General features: G+C 79.8%; 1 protein-coding gene. It reads right to left on the bottom strand.

All coding sequences use genetic code 11. The features are described 5' to 3' along the window. Positions 1-15 precede the first annotated feature (15 nt). The coding region (gene blsF / locus VR44_RS32030; RefSeq protein WP_045951136.1) for a CGA synthase-related protein at positions 16-657 on the bottom strand (642 nt) is incomplete at its 5' end.

The raw sequence follows: 657 nt of genomic DNA, 5'->3' as shown, positions 1-657 counted from the left end.
GGTTCAGGGCGGGGTTCACAGGGGGGCGAGCGCGAGCTGACGGAGGGTACGGGCGACCCGCTGCGCGCCGCGCAGGTCGTCCAGGGCCGGGTCGAGCAGGTGCCACGGCCCGGCTGCCGCCGGGGGCGCCCACAGGCCCGGGTCCGCGGGGTCCTCGGCCGAAGGCAGCGGCAGGACCTCGGCGACCTGTGCGGCGAGGTCCCGCTGGGCGTCCCCCAGCGGTGGCAGCAGCGCCAGAGGGGCCCGGCGCGCCTGGGCGAGGGCCAGTGCCCCGAGCACCGGCGAGGCGAGGAACACGGCGGCTCCGGCGTGGAGGGCGTCCGGGTCGGCCTCGGCGGCCCGGAGCACCCGGACACCCGGATTGGCCGCCAGCGCGGACCGCACGGATGCGAGCCCGGTGTCGGCCACCACGGTGCAGCTCCCGGTGCGCTGCAGCGCGGCAGCGGCCAGCCCGCGCAGCGTTCCGGACGCGAAGGTTCCCGCTTCGGCGTCGGGGACGCCCCACAGGGACAGCAGGACGAGGGTGCCCGAGCGGGTCCGGTTCCGTCCGGTGCGCCGCGGCGCGAGGATCCCGGTGGGCCGGGCGCCCCGGGCGCCGGGGCCGGACGGTGGCAGCCACCCCGGCCGGTGCACCCGTACGAGCGCGCGCTCCGGCGA

Source organism: Streptomyces katrae (assembly GCF_000966975.1).
GTDB classification, from domain to species: Bacteria; Actinomycetota; Actinomycetes; order Streptomycetales; family Streptomycetaceae; genus Streptomyces; species Streptomyces katrae.
Note: the sequence above shows the minus strand (reverse complement) of the source record. Positions and strands in the feature narration are given on the sequence as shown.